This window comes from Asticcacaulis sp., from assembly GCA_024707255.1.
Classification (GTDB): Bacteria; Pseudomonadota; Alphaproteobacteria; order Caulobacterales; family Caulobacteraceae; genus Asticcacaulis.
In genome coordinates this window covers 1521626-1539498 of record JANQAC010000001.1, presented here as the reverse complement: position 1 = coordinate 1539498, position 17873 = coordinate 1521626, and the positions used below count along the sequence as shown (strand labels likewise).

At 60.9% G+C, this 17873-nt stretch carries 16 protein-coding genes and 1 tRNA gene; 8 read left to right on the top strand and 9 right to left on the bottom strand.

The window, feature by feature from the left end:
* The first annotated feature begins 81 nt into the window (after window positions 1–81).
* From NVV72_07480 to rarD, 3 genes are all read left to right on the top strand, one after another.
* Window positions 82–492 (top strand): response regulator, encoded by a 411-nt coding sequence (locus NVV72_07480; GenBank protein MCR6659179.1) that lies wholly within the window; start codon window positions 82–84, stop codon window positions 490–492.
* A gap of 111 nt (window positions 493–603) precedes the next feature.
* Window positions 604–1635, top strand: coding sequence for an aspartate-semialdehyde dehydrogenase (locus NVV72_07475; protein MCR6659178.1), 1032 nt, complete (start codon window positions 604–606; stop codon window positions 1633–1635).
* Window positions 1636–1709: 74 nt separating this feature from the next.
* A complete protein-coding gene (gene rarD / locus NVV72_07470) occupies window positions 1710–2615 on the top strand; it encodes an EamA family transporter RarD (GenBank protein ID MCR6659177.1) in 906 nt (301 codons plus the stop codon).
* A gap of 344 nt (window positions 2616–2959) precedes the next feature.
* On the opposite strand, the gene NVV72_07465 is transcribed toward rarD, so the two are convergent.
* Together NVV72_07465 and NVV72_07460 are read right to left on the bottom strand one after the other, a co-directional pair.
* Window positions 2960–4096 (bottom strand): beta-lactamase family protein, encoded by a 1137-nt coding sequence (locus tag NVV72_07465; protein MCR6659176.1) that lies wholly within the window; start codon window positions 4094–4096, stop codon window positions 2960–2962.
* 73 nt (window positions 4097–4169) lie between these two features.
* On the bottom strand, window positions 4170–4487 hold the full coding sequence (locus tag NVV72_07460; GenBank protein ID MCR6659175.1) for a divalent-cation tolerance protein CutA: 318 nt from the start codon (window positions 4485–4487) through the stop codon (window positions 4170–4172).
* Window positions 4488–4579: 92 nt separating this feature from the next.
* Between NVV72_07460 and NVV72_07455 the strand changes: the two genes are divergently transcribed.
* Entirely contained in the window at window positions 4580–5002 is a 423-nt protein-coding gene (locus NVV72_07455; GenBank protein ID MCR6659174.1) for a DUF3597 domain-containing protein, read from the top strand.
* A 10-nt stretch (window positions 5003–5012) separates the two neighbouring features.
* Here NVV72_07455 and NVV72_07450 read toward each other — a convergent pair.
* The 5 genes from NVV72_07450 to NVV72_07430 all read right to left on the bottom strand — a co-directional run bounded on the left by NVV72_07450 (window position 5013) and on the right by NVV72_07430 (window position 11176).
* Window positions 5013–5086 (bottom strand) — tRNA-Gly (locus tag NVV72_07450).
* A 95-nt stretch (window positions 5087–5181) separates the two neighbouring features.
* Window positions 5182–5697, bottom strand: a complete 516-nt coding sequence (locus NVV72_07445) for a TolC family protein (GenBank protein MCR6659173.1) — start codon at window positions 5695–5697, stop codon at window positions 5182–5184.
* Complete coding sequence (locus NVV72_07440) at window positions 5645–6577, bottom strand: TolC family protein (protein ID MCR6659172.1); 933 nt, start codon at window positions 6575–6577, stop codon at window positions 5645–5647. Before NVV72_07440 ends, NVV72_07445 begins: the two co-directional genes overlap by 53 nt.
* A gap of 10 nt (window positions 6578–6587) precedes the next feature.
* Window positions 6588–9794: an efflux RND transporter permease subunit gene (locus NVV72_07435; protein ID MCR6659171.1), complete on the bottom strand. Its 3207-nt coding sequence runs from the start codon at window positions 9792–9794 to the stop codon at window positions 6588–6590.
* 194 nt (window positions 9795–9988) lie between these two features.
* Complete coding sequence (locus NVV72_07430; GenBank protein MCR6659170.1) at window positions 9989–11176, bottom strand: efflux RND transporter periplasmic adaptor subunit; 1188 nt, start codon at window positions 11174–11176, stop codon at window positions 9989–9991.
* Window positions 11177–11472: 296 nt separating this feature from the next.
* On the opposite strand from NVV72_07430, the gene NVV72_07425 reads away from it, so the two are divergent.
* Window positions 11473–12177, top strand: coding sequence for a TetR/AcrR family transcriptional regulator (locus NVV72_07425; GenBank protein ID MCR6659169.1), 705 nt, complete (start codon window positions 11473–11475; stop codon window positions 12175–12177).
* A gap of 118 nt (window positions 12178–12295) precedes the next feature.
* Here NVV72_07425 and NVV72_07420 read toward each other — a convergent pair whose 3' ends face one another.
* On the bottom strand, window positions 12296–12976 hold the full coding sequence (locus NVV72_07420; GenBank protein MCR6659168.1) for a Fe2+-dependent dioxygenase: 681 nt from the start codon (window positions 12974–12976) through the stop codon (window positions 12296–12298).
* Window positions 12977–13048: 72 nt separating this feature from the next.
* Entirely contained in the window at window positions 13049–15280 is a 2232-nt protein-coding gene (locus tag NVV72_07415; protein MCR6659167.1) for a catecholate siderophore receptor Fiu, read from the bottom strand.
* A 218-nt stretch (window positions 15281–15498) separates the two neighbouring features.
* Here NVV72_07415 and NVV72_07410 point away from each other — a divergent pair, with 218 nt between their 5' ends.
* Genes NVV72_07410 through NVV72_07400 form a run of 3 tightly spaced genes read left to right on the top strand, consistent with a single transcriptional unit; the run spans window position 15499 to window position 17810 of the window.
* A complete protein-coding gene (locus NVV72_07410) occupies window positions 15499–15738 on the top strand; it encodes a ferrous iron transport protein A (protein ID MCR6659166.1) in 240 nt (79 codons plus the stop codon).
* Window positions 15739–17568 (top strand): ferrous iron transporter B, encoded by a 1830-nt coding sequence (locus NVV72_07405; GenBank protein ID MCR6659165.1) that lies wholly within the window; start codon window positions 15739–15741, stop codon window positions 17566–17568.
* Window positions 17565–17810, top strand: coding sequence for a hypothetical protein (locus tag NVV72_07400; GenBank protein MCR6659164.1), 246 nt, complete (start codon window positions 17565–17567; stop codon window positions 17808–17810). Before NVV72_07405 ends, NVV72_07400 begins: the two co-directional genes overlap by 4 nt.
* Window positions 17811–17873 lie beyond the last annotated feature (63 nt).

Genomic DNA, 17873 nt, shown 5'->3' with positions numbered 1-17873 from the left:
GATAACACGTAATGTGTATATTTGTAACAGGTCGTGATTCGCGTAAACCGCACGGCCTGTATCAGGGAAGAGGGAAAGACCTTGAAATTATTATGCGTAGAAGACAATGCCACCCAGCGCAAAATGGTCGATCTGATGCTGGCGGCCACGGGGATAGATGTTGATTTCGCCGCGGACGGCCAGGAAGCCCTGGAAGCCTACCAGACCACGGAATATGACGCCGTCCTGATGGACATGGAAATGCCGGGGATGTCGGGCTTGCAGGCGACGCGCGAAATTCGTCTGATGGAAGATGGCTTTCATCTTGGCTACACGCCGATCCTGTTTCTGAGCGCCAACGAAAGTGCCGAACGGATCGATATGGGGTATCAGGTCGGGGGCGACGGTCACCTGAACAAACCCTTCACTTCAGGGGCTCTGATAAGCGCCCTGGATAGCGTCATGCGCGCCGTCAAGCGCCGCAGCCTGACGGAGATGAAGCAGGCGCTTTAGTATCGCCAGAAACCGCTGCGGGTAAAATCCGCGCGTGTGGATAATTAAGCCTTGTCATATGGCTTAAAAAGGATCATTTGCGCTGCTCGTATATTTAACAGGAGCAATCTTATGGGTTATCGGGTCGCCGTAGTCGGCGCCACCGGCGCTGTGGGTCGTGAAATGATGACGATCCTCGAAGAAGTGAACTTCCCCGTCTCGGATATTTACGCGGTCGCTTCGCGTAAATCGGTCGGCGTCGAGGTCTCCTTCGGCACAAAAACCCTGAAATGCATCGATCTCGAAACCTTCGACTTCACCAAGGTAGACATCGTTCTGATGAGCGCCGGCGGCGATGTCTCCAAAGCCTGGTCGGAGAAGATCGGCAAGGCCGGCCCCATCGTCATCGACAATTCCTCGGCCTGGCGCATGGACCCGGACGTGCCGCTGATCATTCCGGAAGTGAATCCGGATGCCGTCTGGGACTGCAAGAAGAAGCACATCATCGCCAACCCCAACTGCTCGACCATCCAGATGCTGGTGGTGCTGAAGCCGCTGCATGACGCCGCCACCATCAAGCGCGTCGTCGTCTCGACCTATCAGTCGGTGGCCGGCGCCGGCAAGGCGGGCATGGACGAGCTGTGGGACCAGACCAAGGCCATCTACGGCATGGGCGACAAGACCCCGAAAAAGTTCACCAAGCAGATCGCCTTCAACGTCATTCCGCACATCGACGTCTTCATGGAAGACGGCTACACCAAGGAAGAGTGGAAGATGATCGTGGAGACCCACAAGATCCTCGACCCGACCATCGATGTCGTCCCCACCGCCGTGCGCGTGCCGGTCTTTGTCGGCCATTCGGAATCGATCAATATCGAGTTCGAAAACCCGATGGACGAGCAGCTGGCCCGTGAAATCCTGCGTGAAGCCCCCGGCGTCGCCGTGGTCGATAAGCGCGAGGCCGGCGGTTACATCACCCCGATCGAGGTGGTGGGCGAGTTCGATACCTATGTCTCGCGCATCCGCAATGACCCGACCGTACCCTATGGCATTTCGCTGTGGTGCGCGTCGGACAACCTGCGCAAGGGCGCGGCACTCAATGCCGTGCAGATCGCGCAGCTTCTCGACGAACGCGGTGTCATTGAGGCCCGGGCCGACGCTTAAATCTCACAGATCGTGATGTTTTAAAGCCGGTGGAGCCTGAAGGTTCCATCGGCTTTTTCTTTCTGGATACAACCATGTCTTCCCTGACCTCCCGGTTCACCTCGCCCGTTGCCCTGGCCATAGTATGCTACCTGATCTGGGGCCTGGTGCCCCTGTTCTACCTCCCTATCCATGCTTTCGGCGGCGCGGCGCTGGAAATCATCGCCCACCGCTCGGTGTGGGCCGTGCTCTGCGCCGGCGCGCTGGTCTGGGCGACGAAACAATGGCCGGAGGTCTTCCGCGCCTTCATGACCCCGCAACTGCGCTGGATGCTGCTCCTGACCTCGGCTTTGGTCGCTACCAACTGGGGCGTCTATGTCTGGGCCGTGACCAATGGCCATACCATCGAATCCTCGCTGGGCTATTACCTCAATCCGCTGCTGAACATGGCGGCCGGGGCCGTTCTGTTCCGTGAACGGCTCGATAACTGGGGCAAGGGCGCCATTGCGCTGGCGGCAGTGGGCGTCATCGTCCAGACCCTCGCCATCGGCCATGTACCGTGGATTGCCCTGATCCTGGCCATAAGCTTTGGCGCCTACGGCATCCTGCGCAAGCAACTGGCCATCAATGCCCTGGCCGGGCTGTTCGTCGAATGTGCCTATATGTTCGTGCCGGCGATCGTTTATCTGATCTGGTTTGAAACGACGGGCCAGGGGCACTTCTTCGCCTTCGATCACGCCTTCTGGTTCATGATGACCGGCCCGATCACCGTCCTGCCGCTGACCCTGTTTTCCTATGTGGCGCGGCGATTGCCGCTGTCGACCATGGGCTTTATCCAGTTCATTTCGCCGACCAGCACCCTGATCATCGGCTTGTTCCAGGGCGAACCATTCACGCTACTGCGCGGGATCAGCTTCGCCTTTATCTGGGCGGGTGCGATGGTCTTTGCCTTTGGGGCGTGGCGGCGGCTTAAGGCGATCAAGGTGGTGCCAGTGGCTTAGCTAGTTAAGCTTTAGGCTTTCGGGTGTACAATCATTGCCATCTATTAGAACGGTCGCGGTACTATCTCCCCATAGCCATATTGAAACGTAGGGATCGCAAATACGCATTTCAGCAATGCCGATTTTTGTAAATTTTACAATGATTTCCATCTTGCTCTCTGGCGAAATAGTAAACTCTTCTGCCCAAGGTTCGACAATGACAATTATTGGTTCTGAATTGTCATTACGAACAATATATTTGCATGTCGGCGGTATCTGCGGCTCCGACAGGATATAGACACTGAAAGGCTTATCTCGGCATATAGGCTGAGAATTATTTTTGCTTAGAAGCTTTTTTAGCCAGTTTATAGACATTGATACAGCGCATTGATCAGCCCGACCGGACGCGGATCGCCGATCAGATAGGCCGACTGCTTGTTCATCACATAACCGACGCTCAGGCGCTTTTCTGGATCTGCCATGGCGCAGGAACCACCCCAACCGCTATGGCCGAGCGCACGTTCATTGGGGCCGTAAATCCGGATGCCGGTATTGCGCAGCAAACCTGCGGCCCATGACAGCTTGAACGGCAACACCCGATCCTGACCGTAAACACGCTCGCGGGTCAGTTGTCCAAGCGTACCCAGCGACAGCAGCTTTTGACCATTCAGCACACCGCCATTAGCGACAATGCCCATGAACTGCGCCAGAGACAGCGCCGTCGAATGGGTATTGGCCGAGGGGATTTCCATGCGCCGCCAGTCGGCCGAGCCCTTGCCGGCGGGCGACGAACCGCGATCGAGAAAAGCCGCCTGTTTGATTGCATCAAGCGTGCCCAGATCCGGCGCCGAGGTCGGCTTTTGCATCACCGAAATGCGCGCGGCATAGTCGTCCGGCGTGCCGATCATCAGATCAAGGCCGAATTTTGAGGCGATATCCTCGCGCAGAGCCGTGCCCATGGACCGGCCATCGACGCGGCGAAAAATCTCGCCCAGCAGATAGCCGCCGGCGATCGGGTGATAGCCGGAGCCCTGGCCCGGCGTCCACAGCGGCGCCTGTTCGCACAACGCCTTCAGCGTGGCCGGCACATCGAACCAGATGGTTGGATCCTGCGGCGGCGAAAAGCCCGGCAACCCGCCCTGGTGCGAAATCAGTTGGCCTACCGTGATGCGCGACTTGCCGTTCTGGCCGAATTCCGGCCAGTAATGGGCCACCGCCGTCTCGTAATCGAGCTTGCCCGCATCGACCAGCCGCGCGATCATCACGGCCATCACCGCCTTGCCGGTTGAAAACACCGGCGTCAGCGTTGTGTCATTAAAAGGCACGGTGCCTTCGCGGTCGGCATTACCGCCCCAGATATCCAGCACCGTCTCGCCGTCGATCACGACCGAGAACCGTGCGCCGCGCTCCTTGCCCTCGGCGAAGTTGGCGGCGAAGGCGTCCTTTACGGCGGCGAATTTTGGCGGGCAAATACCGCCAATTTCTGGAGTGTTATCGGTCATGTGGAGGCACCCTTGGCTGTTTATCGTGTGTATCGCCCTGTCCGCGCCGTGACAAGGTGGCTTCAGGGCGGCTTCAGGCTTCCAGCGCCTCATGCAGCCATTTCGCATAGTCTGCACTGGCCCAGACCACCGGCGTGGCGAGGATTTCCGGCACCTCGTAGCTGTGATGCGCCTTGACCAGGGCCTCCAGCATCGGCAGGCGGTCGCTCAGAGTCTTGGCCGTCAGCATGATTTCATTGGCCGTATCGATCTCGCCCTTCCACCGGTAGGTCGAGCGCACCTCGAAGCTTTGCACACAGGCGGCCAGGTGCGCGGTGACCAGCAGGCCGGTCAGGCTTTGCGCTTCGGCCTCGCTGGCGCAGGCGATGGAAACGGTGACAATATCGCTCAAGTATTGGTCCTTCCGCGGAATCCCTTATCGCATTTTTATAATCGTCTGGCCTAGAGAGAAGGCAGGGGGTTTGGCACGACGGAGTAAAGCTTATGAGCATTTTCAGCCAAATCAAGGACTTCATCTTCCACAAACATGGCGATCAGATCGTCCCGGCGCCCCGGCAGCCGATACCCGCCGAAGAGTCGATCCATACATCCGAAGCCATCGCACCGGCCACAACCATGGCCGATCCACTGCCGGCGCCGGTCATGGAGCAGGTTGATGTGGCGGCCATTCTCGACCAGGAAAACGCCAGACGCGAGCCGAAGCTCAACTGGCGCATGTCGATTGTCGATCTGCTGAAACTGGTCGGGCTTGAATCGGACCTGGGCGTGCGTCAGGCGCTGGCGGCCGAACTGGGCTTTACCGGCGATATCCGCCATTCGGGCGCCATGAATGTGTGGCTGCACAAGCAGGTGATGCAGAAGCTGGCCGAAAACGGCGGCAAGGTTCCGGCGGAACTGAAGAACTGATCGGGGATTTTGGAGCGGGTGAAGGGAATCGAACCCTCGTATTCAGCTTGGGAAGCTGCTGCTCTACCATTGAGCTACACCCGCGACCGCAAGGTGCTAGTGCCATAACAGGGGCGACAGCGTCAACAACATCAATAAAAAAGTCCGGCATGGGGAACCATGCCGGACTTTCTTTGGGGTTAACTTGTCCAGCCGCCGCCCAGGGCGCGGATCAGCCCGACCGTGGACTGATATTGCGCCGCCCTGACCCTCAGCGCCTGTCGCCGGATGGCCAGCAGTTGCCGCTGGGCATCGAGCACTTCAAGCTGGGACGATGAGCCATTGGTATAACGCGATTGTGACATGTTAAGCGCCCGTGTGGCGGCGGAAACCGCCTGATCCTGTGCCGTCTGCTGTTGCTTCAGGTAGGTCAGGTCCGACAACTGGTCCTCGACATCGGAAAAGGCGACCAGTGCACTTTGCTGGTAATCGGCAAAGGCGGCATCGAGGCCCCCTTTCGCGTAATCGATACCGGCATTTCGGCGACCGCCATCGAAGATGGCTTGAGCCAGTATGCCGGTCAGAGACCAGTTTTTCGCCGTATCCTCGAACAGATTGCCGAGATCACCGGAAGCGTAGCCGCCGGAGGCGGTCAGGCTGAGGCTAGGGAACCAGGCGGCTTTGGCGATGCCGACGCGCTTTTGCGCCGCCAGCAATGAGGCGTAAGATGCGGTGACATCTGGGCGGCGTTGCAACACATCTGCGGGGATGCCGGCCGGGATAACCGGCACGGCGCCGGCCCAAGGCTCGCTCGACCAGGGCGACAACCGCCACATCAAAGTCGCTGGCCGGCTCACCCAACAGGACGGCCAGGGCATGAGCCAGTTGCGCGCGTTGCTGGTCGAGCGCCGATCCTTGCGCTTCCGTGGAAGCGACTTCGGCCTGCATCCGCGCCACGTCGATTTCGGCGACATCGCCTTCCTCGAAGCGGCGTTGGGTAACGTCGAGGCTGCCGCGATAGGCGGCCAGCGTATCGCGGACGATGGCGCGGTCTTCATCAAGCGCACGCAGGGCGAAATAGCTTTCGGCGACGCGCGACTGGATCAGAAGCTGGGTGTCCTTCAGCAGGGCCTCGCTGGTCTGCGCATCCAGTTTCGCGGCGGAAGCCGCCTTGGAAAGCCGCCCTGACAGATCGACCTCATAGCTGAGATCGAGGCTCAGACCGTGCGCCGAGGCCGGCTTCTGCGAACCGGGACTGAGCGTGGCGGTATTGGCGCCGGTGGTGGCCTGATAGCCGATGCCTGCCTGCGGCCACAGATCCGCCTTTGACGAGCGGATCAGGGCCTGGGCCTGCTCCAGATGTGCCGCGGCCAGCTTGATGGTGTTGTTGCGGGTCATGGCGCGGGCGGTCAAGTCGTTGAGCACCGCGTCATCGAAGACCAGCCACCATGCCGTGCCCTGTGAGGGCGCGGGCGTGGTATCGGCCGTTTTACCGGCAAAGGCGGCAGGTGTCTCGAAGGATGCCTTTTCAAGCGGGGCGGTGGCGCAGCCGGACAGGAGGAGAGCGGCCAGGCTGAGGATCATAAAGCGGGGCATATTGGCCTCCTTAATCGATATATTGAACATGCGGGGCCTCTTCGGGTTCGCCTTCACCTTCCAGCGTCGAGGTGTGCGACTTCAGTGGACGATTGCCGGAAAGGGCACGCAGCAGGACGTAGAAGAAGGGCGTCATGAACAGGCCGATAGCGGTGGCGCCGATCATGCCGGAGAAGACGGCCAGCCCCATGGCGCGGCGCATTTCAGAGCCGGCACCTTGTGAGATGACGAGCGGCAGGACGCCCATGATGAAGGCGATCGAGGTCATCAGGATCGGGCGCAGGCGCAGGCGGCTGGCACGAATAGCGGCCTCCAGCGGACTTAAGCCGGTCAGTTCGAGTTCGCGGGCGAATTCGACGATCAAGATGGCGTTTTTCGCTGACAGCCCCACAAGGACGAACAGGCCGATCTGGGTGAAGATGTTGTTATCGCCGTGCATCAGGAAGACCCCGATCATGGCCGACATCAGCCCCATCGGCACGATCAGGATGATCGACAGCGGCAGGACGACGCTTTCATACTGGGCAGCCAGCACGAGGAAGACGAGCAGGATGACCAGGCCGAAGACGAGGTTCGAGGAATCACCAGCCAGGATCTGCTGGTAGGTCAGTTCGGTCCATTCGTAGTCGATACCAGCGGGCAGGGTTTCAGCGGCGATGCGCTTGATGGCGTCCTGCGCCTGGCCGGAGGAATAGCCGGGGGCCGGGCCGCCGGAGATATCGGCGGAGAGGTAGCCGTTATAGCGGCTGGCGGTGACCGGACCGGAGACCGGATCAACCTTCAGCACTGCGGCCAGAGGCACCATTTCGCCGGTCTTCGAGCGGACTTTTAGCGAGCCGATGTCCTCGGCGCGGGCGCGATAGGGTGCGTCGGCCTGGACCCGGACGCTGTAGGTGCGACCGAAACGGTTGAAGTCGTTGACATATTGCGAGCCGAGATAGATCTGCATGGTCGAGAAGATATCGCTGACCGAGACGCCCAACTGGCGGGCGCGGGTGCGGTCGATATCGGCGAAGAGCTGCGGCGTGTTGATATTGTAGCCAGAGAACACGCCAGCCAGCTCCTTGGTTTGCGAAGCCTTGGCGATGAACGCCTTGGTGGCTTCGTCAAGCTTCTGGTAGCCAAGGCCGGCGCGGTCTTCGAGCTGGAGCTTGAAGCCGCCGGTGGTCCCTAAGCCGAGCAGAGGCGGCGGCGGGAACATGACCGAATAGCCTTCCTGAATGCCGGCCAGCTTGCCATTGAGCTGCATGGCGATGGCACCGGCGGAAAGCGCCGCCCCTTTACGTTCGCCGAAGGGCTTCAGCGGCATGAAGACAACCGCTTCATTGGAGGCGATGGTGAAGCCGTTGATCGACAGGCCGGGGAAGGCCAGGGCGTGGGAGACGCCCGGTTGCTGCATGGCGATCTCGGAGACCTTGCGGGCCACGGCTTCGGTGCGGTCAAGCGTGGCGCCATCGGGCAGCTTGACCATGCCGACGAGATACGCCTTGTCCTGCTGCGGAATGAAGCCGCCGGGCACCACCTCGAAGAGGACGAAGGCCGGGGCCGCCAGCGCGCCATAGACGCCGAGCATCAGACCCTTGCGGCCGGCGATCTTGCCGACGCTCTTGCCGTAGGATTCCGAGGACTTCTTGAAGGTGCGGTTGAAAGCGCCGAAGAAGCCGCCCAGCCAGCGGTCCATGAAGCGGGTCAGACCGTCCTTGGGCGCATTGTGGCCCTTGAGCAGCAGGGCAGCCAGGGCGGGCGAAAGCGTCAGGGAGTTGATCGCCGAGATCACCGTCGAGATGGCGATGGTCAGCGAGAACTGGCGGTAGAACTGGCCGGAAAGGCCGGTGATGAAGGCCAGCGGCACGAAGACGGCGACCAGAACGAGGGCGATGGCGATGATCGGGCCGGAGACTTCGCGCATGGCCTGATAGGTGGCGTCGCGCGGGCTCTTGCCGGCTTCGATATTGCGTTCGACGTTTTCGACGACGACGATGGCGTCATCGACCACGATACCGATGGCGAGCACCAGGCCGAACAGGGTGAGGGCATTGATGGTGAAGCCGAAGACGTGCATCACCGCGAAGGTGCCGATGACCGAGACAGGCACGGCCAGAAGCGGGATTAGCGACGCGCGCCAGGTTTGCAGGAACAGGATGACGACGATGACGACGAGCGCGATGGCTTCCAGCAGGGTGTGGATGACCGAGTCGATCGATTCATGGACGTATTCGGAGGTGTCGTAGGCGATCTCATAGGAGACACCTTCCGGCATGGCCTTCTTCAACTCTTCCATCGTCTCGTGGACGTCCTTGGAGAGCTGGAGCGAGTTGGCGCCGGCGGTCTCGAAGATGGGGATGCCGACGGCGTTCTTGTTATCGAGCAGGGAGCGCAGGGCATAGTCGGCCGCGCCCATTTCGACGCGGGCGATATCGCCCAGGCGGGTGACGGCGCCATCCGGGCCGGTCTTGACGATGATGTTGCGGAAGTCTTCCTCGGTCGAGAGGCGCCCTTGCGCATTGACCGACAGTTGCAGGGTCAGGTCGGGGATGCCGGGCGAGCCGCCGATGACGCCGGCCGCGGCCTGGACGTTTTCGGAGCGGATGGCATCGGCGACATCGGACGGCGACAGGCCGCGTTCGGCGACCTTCTGCGGATCGAGCCAGACGCGCATGGCGTATTCGCCGCCGCCGAACATCTGGATCGGGCCGACGCCCTTGATGGCCTGGAGGCGATCCTTGACGTGCAGCAGGGCGTAGTTGCGCAGGTAGTTTACGTCATAGCGGCCATTGGGCGAGGTCAGGTGAACGACCAGCGGCAGGGAGGATTGCGATTTCTGCGTGGTGATACCAAGTGCGCGGACGTCGGCCGGCAGGCGGGCTTCGGCCTGGGAGACGCGGTTCTGCACCATCTGTTGCGCCAGGTCGGCATTGGTGCCGAGCTTGAAGGTGACGGTCAGGGTCATCTGGCCGTCTGCGGTCGCTTGCGAGGACATATAGAGCATATTTTCGACGCCGTTGACCGACTCTTCAATGGGCGAAGCGACGGTTTCGGCGATGACGGCGGGCGAGGCGCCGGGATACATGGCGTGCACCACCACCTGCGGCGGCACCACTTCCGGATATTCGGAAACGGGCAGGACGCGCAAGCTAAGCATGCCCGCCACGAGGAACAGCAGGGACAGCACGCCGGCGAAAATCGGCCTGTCGATAAAGAATTTGGATAGGTTCATGAGGGGCCCCTTTGGGCGAGATTTGAAGCAAGAAACCCCACCACCATCGGCTTCGCCGATGGTCCCCTCCCCACCAGAGGTGGGGAGGTATAAGAAGGGGGTGGTTTCCCTTGTACCTCCCCTGCTATGCCGGGGAGGGGGACCGCGCCCGCAGGGCGTGGTGGTGGGGTTTCTTACTTATCGAAGAGAAAAAATCAGGCTTCCGGCTTGGCTTTGGCGTCCATGGCGGCGACGGTTTCGGACACGACCGAACCGGGGCCGACATGCTGGATGCCGCTGACGATAATGCGTTCGCCGTCCTTCAAACCTGAGGTGACGATGCGCAGGCCGTTGGCCGTGCCGCCGAGGGTCACTTCACGATAGGCGACCTTGTGATCGGCGCCGACCACATAGACAAAGCGCTTGCTCTGGTCAGTGCCGACCGCCAGTTCCGAAACCAGCAGGGCCGGCTTTTCCTGCGCCGCGCCCATATGGACACGGACGAACTGGCCGGGGATCAACTTGCCTTCGGGGTTCTGGAAGACAGCGCGGGCGCGCAGGGTGCCGCTGGTGCCATCAAACTGGTTGTCGATCAGTTGCAGGTGGCCGGAGATCGGCTCACCACCATCAGCTTCCACCGTCACGGGAATGGTTTCCAGCGAGGTCGAGCCCAGATCGGCGAGCGTATTGTGGATGACCTCTTCGTCCGCATCGAAGCTGGCATAGATCGGGCTGACCGAGACCAGGGTCGTCAGCATGGCGGCCTGCGGGCCGGAACCGACCAGGTTGCCGACCGTCACCTCGATACGGCCGACCCGTCCGGAAACCGGGGCGCGGACCCGGGTATAGCTGAGGTTCAGATTGGCCGATTGCAGCGAGGCGCGGGCGGCATCGAGATTGGCCTGCGCCGCCTTCAGATCGTTGGTGCGGCTTTCCAGTTCGGATTGCGCGATGGCGTGATCGGCCCACAGGCGCTGGGCGCGGGCCTGTTCGGAGGTGGCCAGGGTCAGGCGGGCGGAAGCGGCGGAAACCTCGGCTTGCGCTCTGGCGGCTTCTGCCTGGAAGGGGGCGGGATCGATGGTGACCAGCAGGTCGCCGGCTTTTACGAGTGCGCCTTCACGGAAGTGGATGGCCTTGATGGCGCCGGCGACGCGCGGGCGGATTTCAACACGATCGACCGCTTCGAGGTGACCGGAAAAGTCGGTCCACTGGGCGACGTTTTGCAGGGACACGACGGAAACAGTAACGGGCGTAGGCGCGCTGGCGGCGGGCTGGTTGGCGGCCTGGGTGCTCAGAGCGGTGCCGATGCCGACGGCGGCCAGGACGGTCAGCGACACGGCGCCGGCAACGAGCAGCTTGCGGTAACGCTCAAGCTTCAGGGAGGAAACAACGGGATCGAACATGACGATATCCTTTGGGGAGTAAAGGAATGGGAGGAGGAACGCATACGGTTGGGCAAAAAATCGGGCTGGCGTTTTTCGGTCGCTTCGGCTAATTTAATGCGGCGTCGCAGTTAAATAGTCCCGCCCCGTCATTTTGTAAACATATTTTTATGCGACATCGCAAATAAATATGTTACTGTCCCTGCAAGCGACCATTTGCCCCAGCGTTTTGGGCTTTGCGCGACAGGGAAAAATGCTTAGACTGACAGTCTGCCAGAAACTGGCAACTGCCAGATTCTGGTAAGGAGTGTTGTGTCTTGGATGACCTGAAGACGATAGACCTGCCTGACGTGACCTGCGGCGGGCAGGCGGTCGATCCGCAAGCCTGTGCCTGTGAAGCGCCGCGCAAGCGCGGTCGTCCGCGTGCCTTCGATCCGGATGCCGTACTGGAAACGGTGCTGGAAATGTTCTGGATGCGCGGCTTCGCCAATACGTCGCTCGACGATATCTCCGCCGCCACCGGCGTCAGCCGGCCTTCGCTGGCGGCCACCTTCGGCGACAAGGAGGCCCTTTATCTCAAGGCGATGGAACGCTACCGCAACGGTATATCCGCCAAGCTCGACACGGTGCTGCAATGCACCGGCAGGGACGGCAGCCTGCGGGATATCATCAATCGCTATTTTGATGTGATGATCTCGTCCTATACCGGCGAGACGGAAGCCAACGAAACCGAAGAATGCCTGGGCTGCGCCTTCATGTGTACGGCGCTGAACGAAGCCCCGCGGCATGAATCGATCATGAGCGTGCTCCAAGGCACGATTGAGGAATTCGATGCCCGCTTCGAGCGCTTCTTCACCAAAGCGCAGGAAATGGGCCATATCGGTTCCAACCAGGACCCGAAGGTGATGTCGCAGATGATCACGTCGCTGACTTCCAGCCTGGCCGTGCGCGCCCGCGCCGGCGCCAGCCGTGAGGAACTGAAAAAGATTGTCGACGCCACCACGAGCTTTCTGTTTCCGTAAGTTCTCTCCTCCCCATCTTGATGGGGAGAGGGGCCGCGAAGCGGTGGAGGGGGCGCCCCTCCGTCATCTCGCTAAAGGCTCGATGCCACCTCCCCATTTAAGAAATGGGGAGGAGAGATTACCCCTCAGCCCACTGGCGCATGAGGTTGTGGTAATGCGCAGTCAGGCCGAGCACCTCAGCGCTGTCCCCCAGTTGCGCGCGCAGTTTCCGGATAGTCATGTCGAGATCGAACAGCATCTGGCGCTGCGTGCCATCGCGCACCAGGCTTTGCAGCCAGAAGAACGAACAGACCCGCGCGCCGCGCGTCACCGGCGTCACCTGATGCAGGCTGGTGGAGGGGTAAAGGATCAGGTCGCCGGCCAGCAGCCTGACCTCGTGCGTGCCGTAGGTATCGACCACCTCCAGTTCGCCGCCGTCATAGTCCTCCGGATCGCACAGGAACAGCGTGCAGGAAAGATCGGTGCGCAGCCAGCCATCACCCGTTGGCAAGGGCCGCATGGCGCCATCGACATGCAGGCCATAGGTCTCACCACCCTCATAGCGATTAAAAAGCGGTGGCACGAAGCGCAGCGGCAGGGCGGCGGCGAAGAACAGGTCGTTGGCTTTCACGGCATCGAGCACGATCTGGCCCAGTTCGCGCGACAGGGCGCCGTGTTCGGAAAGCTGGCGGTTGTTCTTCACCCGCGCGCCCTGCGCGCCCACGGTCGTCTTGCCATCCAGCCAGTCGGCGGCATCAAGCCGGGCGCGTATCTCACGCACCTGATCGCGGGTCAGAACATTGGGAACATGCAGCATCAAGTGGCAATCTCCGGAAAGCCGGAAGCCCCGGCGCTATCCGCCGGGGCTTGTAGGTAAAATCAAATCTGACGGTCAGAAGCTGACATTGGCCGTCAGGCGGAAGGTTTGCGGTGTGCCCGGCGTGTAGCGGTAGCCGGACTTGTTGATCGCCGCCACATATTGTTTGTCCAGCAGGTTATAGGCATTGAGCTGAAGCTGGACGCGCGGCGTGAGCTGGTAGCTCGCCACGCCGTCAAAGGCGACATAGCCCTTGACGAAGGCCGGGGTGCCGACGGCGCCATCCCTGCCACGTTTCATTTCGCCATTGTAGCGGGCACCGCCGCCGATGGTGAAGCGCTTGCCGGCATAGGTCGTCCACAGGGTGAAGGCATCGGTCGGGCTGTAGGCCAGGTTGGCCGAACCGTCGGCGGTGACGGCGGCTACGTTCTTCACCTCAGTATCCATGACGGTATAGCCGGCGCTGATATTCCAGTGCGGATTGATCTGGCCGACAATGCCCAGTTCGATGCCGGAAACGCTCTTTTCGCCGGCATGGTAGAAGGTGCCGTCGGTGTCGGTGGCGATCGTGTCGGAATATTGCGTGCGGTAGAGGGCGCCGGTCAGGGAGAGGCGTTTGTGCAACAGATCCCATTTGGTGCCGATTTCCGAGGTTTCGGCCTTTTGCGGGTCGACATTCGGATTGTTGGCATTGGCGGAATCATCGGCGGCCAGGGTGAAGCTGGACCCGCCCGGCGGCTGCTGGGTGATGGCGTAGGAGGCGTAAATGCTGCCATTGGCGGCGGGCTTGTAGACCAGGCCGAACTTGCCGGTCAGCAGATCATCCTCGGCCTTATACGCCGTGACTGTGCCATCGACGGCGACGCTTTTATAATCGGTCTTATAGTGGTCCAGACGCAGGCCGGCGCTGACTTGCCAGGCTTCACTGAACCGGATCGTGTCATTGACATAGAGGCCGATCGTATCGGTCTGGCCATCGCTGTAGGCGCCGCTGTGTCTGCGCGTATAGCCGCTGACATCCGATTGCGGATCATAGACGCTGACCGCCGGATAGGCGCCGGCGGTAGTGCTGTCGAAGGCCAGACTTTTCTGTTCTTCGCTGATCAGCTCCAGGCCGGTACTGAGGCTGTGTTCCAGGCCGCCGGCGCGGAAATGCGCCTGCAGGTTGGTCTGGTTGGTCAGCATGGTATTGCGAACATCCTTGTTGTTGACAAGGCGCGTCAGGGTCCAGGTAGACGGATCGGCCGGATCGGGCGTCAGCAGGGGGCGCGTGCTGGTGGCCGCCTGGCCCATGATCGCGCTGAGCTGGTAATCCTGATCGGTCTGGCTCCAGCGCGTCAGGTTGCTGAAATGCAGGCCGTTATTGAAATCGTGCTCGATGCTGAACGTAACAACATCGGTCTGGATATCGTCGAAATCATCCTTCGTGCCATAGAAGTTTTTCGGATTGACTGGCGCGGCCGTATTCAGAAAATCGCGGTCATCCGGAGCGGAATAGCCCGGCAGGCCGATAGTTGAGACGCCGCCGTCGGGCGTGTTGTCCTGATCGACATGCATATAGTTGAGGAAATAGCGGGTCGAGGTGCCGAGGCCGAAGCCCAGCGAGGCGGCGGCGCCCCAGCGTTTGTTCTTGATGGCGTCGCGGCCGGCAATACCGGCATCCTGGGCCATCAGGTTGAGACGCAGGGCGCTGGTTCCTGCCAGCTTCCAGTTTGCATCGGCCATGGCGCGGCTGAAATCACCGCCGCCGGCGGAAACCGAAGCATTGGCGAAGTCATGGGGAGCGGCGCGCTTGGTGTAGAGATTGATGGCGCCGGTGGCCGAACCGCGGCCGACATCGGTGCCGGCCGCGCCCTTCAGGACTTCGACGGATTCGATATTGAAAACATCACGAGAAACCGAGGCGACATCGCGCACGCCATCGACAAAGATGCTGCCGGAAGCGTCCGATCCGCGCATATAGACGGCGTCGCCGGTAGAGGTGCTGCCGTTTTCACCAAGATAGAAGGTGCCGACACCCGCCGAATTGCGCAGGGCCTCGGTGAGGGTAGTGGCGCCCTGTTCGCGGATGATTTCCTTGCCGATGACCTGAACGGTTTGCGGGGTATCGAGCAGGTCGGCGGTGGCCTTCTTGCTGGATGAATGGTCCTCTTTATATGGGCCGCGGCGCTCGCCCCTGACCGTTACATGCGTAGAGTCGCGGGCCGCGTCGGCGGCATCGGCCATGGCTGCGGAAGGCAGGGCGAGGGCTGTCAGGGCCAGGGCGTAGGGATTTACCGCATGTTTGCGGCTGCGAATGGAGGACATGTTTCTTCTCTCAGATTAGGCTGGGGGAGACAGCGTTGCACATTTGTTATTGAGAACCATTCTTAATTGCAAGCTGAATCTTGCGAATAATTTGCATTATTGCCTTTTGACCGCCGTATTACCGGTCAAATTGCCGCAGGTTTTTGCGTTTCATGTGCAATCGCTTGACCTGCGGGGGGTATAAATGATAATCATTCGCATCGTACGAGTGAACCCTGATGAAATTGACCGACCTGCCCGCCTTTGCCCTTGCCCATGTGACCGGCGTTATCGATACACATGACGGCGACCTGATCAGTAATCGCCTGCGCGAACTGGGCTTTGTCGATGGCGAGGAGATCCGGGTGGTCGGGCGTGGCCCGATCGGCGCCGATCCGCTGTTGATTCAGATCGGCTTCACGCGGTTTGCCCTGCGGCGTTCGGAAGCTTCCCGCGTTTTGGTCGAAAAGGCCGCCTGAATGGACGCTCTCACGATTGCGCTTGTCGGGAACCCCAATTGCGGGAAGACGGCCCTGTTCAACCAGCTTACCGGCGCCCGCCAGAAGGTGGCCAACTATGCCGGCGTCACGGTCGAGCGCAAGGAAGGCCATTTCATTGCGCCGTCCGGCCGCAAGGTGCAGGTGCTCGACCTGCCGGGCACATACAGCTTGGAGGCCATGGGGCCGGACGAAATCATCACCCGTGATATCTGCTTAGGGAGACGTCCGGGTGAGACCATGCCGGACCTGATCGTCTGCGTGGCCGACGCCACCAATCTGCGCCTGCACCTGCGCTTCGTGCTGGAGGTCAAGCGCCTCGGCCGGCCGATGATTCTGGCGCTCAACATGATGGACGCGGCGCGCGCGCGCGGCATCCGGATCGATACCGCCAAACTCGAAGCCGGGCTGGGCGTCAAGGTGATCGAAACCATCGCGGTCAAGGCCGAGGGCACTGGCGCCCTTGTGGCGCACCTCGACGCCAATGTTGCGCCGCATGTGCCGGACGTGACCGAAAGCGGAGACCTGCACAAGGACGTGCGCCGCATTCTCGATGCCTCGGTGGTCATGCCGCAGCGTACCTCGCTGATCGATGACCGGCTGGATGGCATCCTGCTCAATCCGTTTCTGGGTATTCCGATTCTGATCGCCATCATGTTTGTAGTCTTCCAGGCGGTCTTCACCTGGGCGACGCCGGCCATGGATTTCATCGAGGCCAGCATGGCGTGGCTGGGGAGCGTCGTCACCGAGACCCTGCCGAATGGCCTGCTGAAAAGCTTTATCGCCGATGCCCTGATCGGTGGCCTGGGCTCGGTCATCGTCTTCCTGCCGCAGATCATCATCCTGTTCTTCTTTATCCTGATCCTGGAAGAATCGGGCTACCTGCCGCGCGCAGCTTTTCTGCTCGATAACCTGATGTCGAAGGCCGGCCTGACCGGGCGCTCCTTCATTCCGCTGCTCTCCAGCCATGCCTGCGCCATTCCCGGCATCATGGCCACGCGCTCGATCCACGATATCCGCGACCGCATCACCACCATCATGATCGCGCCGCTGATGACCTGCTCGGCGCGTATCCCCGTTTATACCCTGCTTATCGCCGCCTTCGTGCCGGAACAGCAGGTGTTCGGCTTCATCAGCTTCCGTGGCCTGATCCTGTTTGGCATGTATATCATCGGCATTGTCGGCGGGCTGACCGTCTCGCTGGTCATGTCGGTTTTCCGCCGTGACAAGAGCGAGCACCCGCTGATCATGGAATTGCCATCCTACCGGATGCCGCACGCCAAGAATTTGCTGATCGGCCTGGGCGAACGCGCCATGATCTTCATGCGCCGCATCACCGGCATCATCTTCACGGTCAATACCCTGCTGTGGGTGACCACCACCTTCCCTGGCAAGCCCGAAGGCGCCACCGGCCCGGCGATCGACTATTCTCTGGCCGGCATGATCGGCCATGTGATTGCGCCGGTTTTCGCGCCCATCGGTTTCAACTGGCAGATCTGCGTGGCGCTGATCCCCGGACTGGCGGCGCGCGAAGTGGCGGTATCGGCGCTGGGCACGGTCTATGCCGTTTCCGGCAGCGATGACGCCGTGGCGACGCAACTGGGCTCGCTGATCTCATCACAATGGACGCTGGCCACCGCCTTGTCCCTGATGGCCTGGTATGTCTTCGCACCGCAGTGTCTTTCCACACTGGCCGTCATCCGCCGCGAAACCAATTCGTGGAAGATGGTCGGTGTCACGGCGGGCTATCTGTTCACCCTCGCCTACATCTTCGCCTTCCTGACCTATCAGATCGTATCGAGGCTCTCATGATATACGCAGTCATCCAGGCCGTGATCATTACGACGATTGTCGCCTTCTGCGCCGTGCAGATGCTGCGCAAACTGATGCCGAAGCTGAGCCATGACCTGCAGGTTAAGGGCGCTCAAGCTCTAAGTCGCGCCGGTTTGCCGGGCATCGCGCCAAAGCTTGAGCCGGTCGCGGCAAAGGACAGTGGTTGTGGCTCAGGCTGCGGCAGTTGCAAGGGCTGCGCGTTGTCGGAACTAAAGCGGTAGGCTTTGATCCTCCTTCGTCGCACAGCGTAAGGGGAGGTATCGCTGGAGGGGGTAAACTGTGGA

Excerpts from the sequence above, each read along its gene's own strand:
- NVV72_07475 (MCR6659178.1), top strand. The coding sequence starts at position 604 with ATGGGTTATCGGGTCGCCGTAGTCGGCGCCACCGGCGCTGTGGGTCGT.
- rarD (MCR6659177.1), top strand. The coding sequence starts at position 1,710 with ATGTCTTCCCTGACCTCCCGGTTCACCTCGCCCGTTGCCCTGGCCATA.
- NVV72_07465 (MCR6659176.1), bottom strand. The coding sequence starts at position 4,096 with ATGACCGATAACACTCCAGAAATTGGCGGTATTTGCCCGCCAAAATTC.
- NVV72_07455 (MCR6659174.1), top strand. The coding sequence starts at position 4,580 with ATGAGCATTTTCAGCCAAATCAAGGACTTCATCTTCCACAAACATGGC.
- NVV72_07440 (MCR6659172.1), bottom strand. The coding sequence starts at position 6,577 with ATGCCCCGCTTTATGATCCTCAGCCTGGCCGCTCTCCTCCTGTCCGGC.
- NVV72_07435 (MCR6659171.1), bottom strand. The coding sequence starts at position 9,794 with ATGAACCTATCCAAATTCTTTATCGACAGGCCGATTTTCGCCGGCGTG.
- NVV72_07430 (MCR6659170.1), bottom strand. The coding sequence starts at position 11,176 with ATGTTCGATCCCGTTGTTTCCTCCCTGAAGCTTGAGCGTTACCGCAAG.
- NVV72_07415 (MCR6659167.1), bottom strand. The coding sequence starts at position 15,280 with ATGTCCTCCATTCGCAGCCGCAAACATGCGGTAAATCCCTACGCCCTG.
- NVV72_07410 (MCR6659166.1), top strand. The coding sequence starts at position 15,499 with ATGAAATTGACCGACCTGCCCGCCTTTGCCCTTGCCCATGTGACCGGC.
- NVV72_07405 (MCR6659165.1), top strand. The coding sequence starts at position 15,739 with ATGGACGCTCTCACGATTGCGCTTGTCGGGAACCCCAATTGCGGGAAG.
- NVV72_07400 (MCR6659164.1), top strand. The coding sequence starts at position 17,565 with ATGATATACGCAGTCATCCAGGCCGTGATCATTACGACGATTGTCGCC.